The sequence below is a fragment of the Ensifer sp. genome (assembly GCF_035999185.1).
Lineage (GTDB): Bacteria > Pseudomonadota > Alphaproteobacteria > Rhizobiales > Rhizobiaceae > Ensifer.
In genome coordinates this window covers 1-5,335 of sequence record NZ_DASYHB010000157.1, presented here as the reverse complement: position 1 = coordinate 5,335, position 5,335 = coordinate 1, and the positions used below count along the sequence as shown (strand labels likewise).

The window sequence follows — 5,335 nt, the reverse complement described above, 5'->3', positions numbered from 1 at the left end:
GATGGATTGCAAGAAGGCGCTCGCCGAAACCAATGGCGACATGGAAGCTGCGATCGACTGGCTGCGTGCCAAGGGCATCGCAAAGGCCGACAAGAAGTCGGGCCGCACGGCTGCTGAAGGCCTCATCGGTATTGTCAGCGGTGGCGTCAAGGCCGTCGTCGTCGAAATCAACTCCGAGACCGACTTCGTTGCCCGCAACGAAGCCTTCCAGGAACTCGTTCGTGGCGTCGCCAACGTCGCGCTCGGAACCGACGGTTCCGTTGACGCCATTGCCGCTGCCAACTACCCGGCAACCGGCAAGTCGGTCGATGAAACCATCAAGGACGCCATTGCCACGATCGGCGAGAACATGACGCTGCGCCGTGCAGCTCTGCTTCAGGTCGAAGACGGCGTTGTCGCGACCTACATCCACAACGCTGCCGGCGACGGCATCGGCAAGCTCGGCGTTCTCGTCGCCCTGAAGTCGGTCGGCGACAAGGAAGTTCTGTTCTCGGTCGGTCGTCAGATCGCCATGCACATTGCCGCCACCAACCCGCTGGCGATCCGCGCGGACGAAGTCGACGCCGCTGTCGCCGAGCGCGAACGCAACGTCTTCATCGAGCAGTCGCGCGCTTCGGGCAAGCCGGACAACATCATCGAAAAGATGGTCGAAGGCCGCATGCGCAAGTTCTTCGAAGAAGTCGCACTTCTGTCGCAGGCTTTCGTCATGAACCCGGAAATCACCGTCGGTCAGGCCGTCAAGGACGCTGAAAAGCTCGCCGGCGCGCCGATCGAAGTCACCGGCATGGCTCGCCTGCTCCTCGGCGAAGGCGTCGAAAAGGAAGAGTCCGACTTCGCTGCAGAAGTTGCAGCCGTCGCAAAGGGCTGATTTCTTCACCCATATTGGGAAAACCTTGGGGCATCGCGTGACAACGCGGTGCCCTTCGTGTATCCGGCTTCGTCAATGCGCTGGACCCGCCGGAATATACGCCGCTGCGGTTGAAACCATGGAGCGCAATGTGTCCTTATGCGCTGTGCGCCGCAATCGTGCGCACGCGCGCCGATCTGTTCAGGAGCGATGATGCCGGCCGAGCCACTCTATAAACGTGTTCTACTCAAAGCCTCCGGTGAAGCCCTGATGGGCAGCCAGGGTTTCGGCATCGACGTGGCGGTTGCTGATCGCATCGCCGCAGATATCGCGCAAGCGCGCGCCATGGGCGTCGAAGTTGGCGTGGTTGTCGGTGGCGGCAACATCTTCCGCGGCGTGGCGGTAGCCTCCAAGGGCGGCGATCGCGTGACCGGCGATCACATGGGCATGCTCGCGACGGTGATCAATGCGCTGGCGCTGGCGACCTCGCTGCGCAAGCTCGATATCGACACGGTGGTGCTGTCGGCAATCGCGATGCCGGAAATCTGCGAGAGCTTCTCGCAGCGCGCCACGCTTTATCATCTTTCCCTCGGCCGCGTCGTCATCTTCGCCGGCGGCACGGGCAATCCGTTCTTCACGACCGATTCGGCTGCCGCTCTTCGCGCCGCTGAAATGGGTGCGCAGGCCATCTTCAAGGGCACCCAGGTCGACGGCATCTACTCCGCCGATCCGAAGAAGGACCCGACCGCGACCCGCTTCGATCGCCTGACCCATAGCGAGGTCCTTGAAAAGGGCCTGGCGGTCATGGATGTTGCCGCCGTTGCGCTTGCACGCGAAAATGCCATTCCGATCGTCGTCTTCTCGATCCACGAGAAGGGTGGCTTTGCGGAAATATTGACCGGCGGCGGTCGTGCGACCATCGTGACCGATAACTAAGAATTGCAGAACGGCCTCATGGCCGGCGTATGATAGAACGGGAGTTTCGACATGAGTGAAGGTGCTGACCTGAAGGAACTGAAGCGTCGCATGGATGGCGCCATTTCCGCATTCAAGAGCGATATCGCGTCGCTCCGTACTGGCCGCGCGTCGGCAAACGTTCTCGATCCGGTGACTGTCGAAGCCTACGGCTCGCGTGTTCCTCTCAACCAGGTCGCCAACATCACGGTTCCAGAACCGCGCATGCTGTCGGTCTCCGTCTGGGACAAGCAGATGGTCGGCGCCGTCGACCGCGGTATCCGCGAATCGAACCTCGGCCTCAATCCGATCATCGATGGCCAGAACCTGCGCATTCCGCTGCCCGAACTCAACGAGGAGCGCCGCAAGTCGCTGGTCAAGGTTGCCCACGATTACGCGGAGAAGGCCAAGGTTGCCGTGCGTCACGTTCGTCGTGACGGCATGGACGACCTGAAAAAAGCCGAAAAGGATGGCGACATCGGCCAGGATATCAGCCGTTCTCAATCCGAGCGCGTGCAAAAGATGACCGACGAAACGATTTCCGAGATCGACCGCTTGCTCGTCGATAAGGAAAAGGAAATCATGCAGGTCTGATCTGCTCGTGATCTGAGTCTCCTTTCGCGGACGCCTTATGCAAAACCTCACCTCCACGACCGTTCCGGAACATGTTGCCATCATCATGGATGGCAACGGGCGTTGGGCGAACGCGCGTGGGCTTCCGCGCACAATGGGGCATCGCAAGGGGGTCGAGACCGTTCGCGACACCGTCAAGTCGGCGACCGAGCTCGGTGTCCGCTATCTCACCCTCTTTGCTTTTTCTTCGGAAAACTGGAGCAGGCCGGCGGCCGAGGTGAGCGACCTCATGGGGTTGCTGAAGACCTTCATTCGGCGGGATCTTGCGGATCTACACCGTGAAAATGTCCGCATCCGCGTGATCGGGGACCGCTCGAACCTGCGGGGCGATATTCTGCCGCTGCTGGTGGAGGCGGAAGAAACGACCCGCGGAAACACCGGTATCACCCTGGTCATCGCCTTCAACTATGGTGCGCGCGACGAGCTGACACGGGCCATGCGACGCCTGGCGGCCGAGGTCGCCGAGGGACGTCTGCGCCCCGAGGACATCAGCCCGGAGCGTATCGCGGCGACGCTGGATACGGCTGGCATTCCCGACCCGGACCTGATCATCCGCACCAGTGGCGAAGAGCGCCTTTCCAATTTTCTTCTGTGGCAGGGCGCCTATTCGGAGCTGATTTTCGTCCCCGAGTTGTGGCCCGATTTCACGCGCGAGACGTTTCTGGCGGCGCTAGAGAAATACGCCTGCCGGGAACGCCGTTTCGGCGGTGTCTCCGAGCCCACTCTGGCGGTTGGTTCCTGATGCAAACTGAACTCAAGCTTCGTATCGCTTCGGGAGTGGTGCTCGCGGCGGTCGCTCTGGCCGCGACCTGGTTTGGCGGGCTCGCGTTTCAGGTTCTTGCAGCGCTGATCGCGGTGCTCGTCTACTACGAATGGTCGACCATCACGGGCCTTCCCGAGCGGGATTTCCAGGGCAATGCCTTCGGGTGGTTCTCCATTGCCGTGATCGCTGGCCTGATCGTGACCGGCTACATCGGATACAGCCTGCCCATCCTGGCTTTCTTCGTCCTCGCAGGGATGCTTTGGGTCTTTCTGCAGAAGACGAGTTGGTGGCTGCCCGGCGGCATCGCCTATGCCGGGCTGACCGGCATCTCGCTTGCGGCGCTGCGCGGCGCCGACGACCTTGGCCTGATGGCCACGCTGTTCGTCTTTGCCGTCGTCTGGGCGACCGACATCTTCGCCTATTTTACAGGCCGTGCGATCGGTGGGCCCAAGCTCGCGCCGCGCATATCGCCCGGCAAGACTTGGTCCGGTGCGATCGGCGGCACGATTTGCGGCATTGTTGCTGGTGTTGCCGTCTTTATGGCTTATTTTTCGCTGCAAGATCTCCGTATCCCGATCATAGCCCTGGTGCTTTCCGTCGCCAGCCAGGTTGGAGACTTGTTTGAGTCCTTCATCAAGCGCCGCTTCGGGGTGAAGGATTCCAGCCGTCTCATTCCGGGGCACGGCGGCGTTATGGATCGGGTCGACGGATTGATTTTCGCATGCGTCGCGGCGTTGATACTGGTCATGGTCCAGTACGTCGTCAGCGATGGGCGCCAGATCGCCTTCGGGTCGGTCCTGTATGGCCTTTGATCCTGGCCGCGCGTGCTTAAGGAACGCTCATGACATATCTGCTTGAAGCCTTTCAGATTCTGACCGGCTACGTCATCCCCTTCCTGCTTGTGCTGACGCTGTTGGTGTTCGTGCATGAGATGGGGCACTATCTCGTCGGGCGGTGGTCGGGCATCCGTATCCTTGCCTTCTCGATTGGCTTCGGGCCCGAGCTCATCGGTTGGACCGATCGACATGGAACCCGGTGGAAGCTCTCGGCGATCCCGCTTGGCGGTTACGTCAAGTTCTTCGGCGACGAGGATGCTGCGAGCGTGCCGGACTACGAGCGGCTTGAAGCGCTGGCGCCGGAAGAGCGGAGCCGAACCTTCCTCGGCGCCAAGCTCTGGAAGCGGGCCGCGACCGTTGCTGCAGGGCCGATTGCCAACTTCATCCTCGCCATCGCCATCTTCGCCGTTCTGTTTTCCGTCTACGGGCGTCAGGTTGCCGATCCGGTGGTGGCCCGCGTCAACGAGAACAGCGCCGCCGCGCAGGCGGGCGTGCTTCCGGGGGATCGCCTGATCTCGATCGACGGCACACCGGTCGTGACCTTCGATGACGTTCGCCGCTATGTGAGCGTGCGCCCCGAATTGCCGATCACGATTCGAATCGAACGGGGCGGCGCGATGCTCGATCTGCCGATGGTTCCGCAGCGAACGGAGCTTGCGGATCAGTTCGGCAACAAGATGGAAATCGGCGTCATTGGCATCCTGACCGACCAGGAGGCCGGGAATTTCCGCACGGTGACCTACGGTCCGATCGAGGCTGTGGGGCAGGGCGTCCTGCAAAGCTGGCATGTCGTCACCGGCACCTTCGATTACCTCGCCAATGTGGTCACCGGGCGGATGAAGGCGGATCAGATCGGTGGACCGATCCGCGTCGCCAAGGTTTCAGGGCAGATGGCGACGCTTGGAATTCCGTTTGTGCTGAATATTGCCGCGATCCTGTCAGTTTCCATAGGATTGCTTAACCTCATGCCCGTTCCGGTGCTTGATGGCGGCCATTTGATGTTCTATGCGGTTGAGGCCTTGCGCGGAAGGCCGGTGGGCCCGGCCGCGCAGGATGTCGCCTATCGGATCGGCTTTGCCATGGTGCTGATGCTCATGGTGTTTGCCACCTGGAACGACATATCGATGTTCTTCGGCTAGCGTTCGGCCGGGGAAGCGGCGAGGGGATTTCGACGGATACTGTGAACGATTGGTTTTCAACGGCTTGCGACGAAAGGTTTTGTTTACGATAAATCGAGGCTGTAGTGGCCGTTAAGCCACGGTTCGAATTGAAGTAAACAGAAATTAACGAGCTGGCTTGCTT

General features: G+C 61.0%; 6 protein-coding genes. All 6 read left to right on the top strand.

Annotation, left to right across the window (positions count from 1 at the left end):
* The first annotated feature begins 1 nt into the window (after position 1).
* The 6 genes from tsf (at position 2) to rseP (ending at position 5,172) form a co-directional block, all read left to right on the top strand.
* A complete protein-coding gene (gene tsf, locus VGO04_RS20165; RefSeq protein WP_327497743.1) occupies positions 2 to 868 on the top strand; it encodes a translation elongation factor Ts in 867 nt (288 codons plus the stop codon).
* Between the two features lie 192 nt (positions 869 to 1,060).
* Positions 1,061 to 1,783: a UMP kinase gene (gene pyrH, locus VGO04_RS20160; RefSeq protein WP_327497742.1), complete on the top strand. Its 723-nt coding sequence runs from the start codon at positions 1,061 to 1,063 to the stop codon at positions 1,781 to 1,783.
* A gap of 51 nt (positions 1,784 to 1,834) precedes the next feature.
* Positions 1,835 to 2,395 carry a ribosome recycling factor gene (gene frr, locus VGO04_RS20155; RefSeq protein ID WP_327497741.1) on the top strand — a complete coding sequence of 187 codons (561 nt, stop codon included), beginning with the start codon at positions 1,835 to 1,837 and terminating at the stop codon, positions 2,393 to 2,395.
* A gap of 37 nt (positions 2,396 to 2,432) precedes the next feature.
* A complete protein-coding gene (locus VGO04_RS20150; protein ID WP_327497740.1) occupies positions 2,433 to 3,176 on the top strand; it encodes an isoprenyl transferase in 744 nt (247 codons plus the stop codon).
* A complete protein-coding gene (locus tag VGO04_RS20145; RefSeq protein ID WP_327497739.1) occupies positions 3,176 to 4,009 on the top strand; it encodes a phosphatidate cytidylyltransferase in 834 nt (277 codons plus the stop codon). The genes VGO04_RS20150 and VGO04_RS20145 overlap by 1 nt, the downstream gene beginning before the upstream one ends.
* A 29-nt stretch (positions 4,010 to 4,038) precedes the next feature.
* Entirely contained in the window at positions 4,039 to 5,172 is a 1,134-nt protein-coding gene (rseP, locus tag VGO04_RS20140) for an RIP metalloprotease RseP (protein ID WP_327497738.1), read from the top strand.
* Positions 5,173 to 5,335: the final 163 nt, after the last annotated feature.

Coding starts and splice junctions, on each gene's coding strand:
- tsf (WP_327497743.1), top strand. CDS start 2: ATGGATTGCAAGAAGGCGCTCGCCGAAACCAATGGCGACATGGAAGCT.
- pyrH (WP_327497742.1), top strand. CDS start 1,061: ATGCCGGCCGAGCCACTCTATAAACGTGTTCTACTCAAAGCCTCCGGT.
- frr (WP_327497741.1), top strand. CDS start 1,835: ATGAGTGAAGGTGCTGACCTGAAGGAACTGAAGCGTCGCATGGATGGC.
- VGO04_RS20150 (WP_327497740.1), top strand. CDS start 2,433: ATGCAAAACCTCACCTCCACGACCGTTCCGGAACATGTTGCCATCATC.
- VGO04_RS20145 (WP_327497739.1), top strand. CDS start 3,176: ATGCAAACTGAACTCAAGCTTCGTATCGCTTCGGGAGTGGTGCTCGCG.
- rseP (WP_327497738.1), top strand. CDS start 4,039: ATGACATATCTGCTTGAAGCCTTTCAGATTCTGACCGGCTACGTCATC.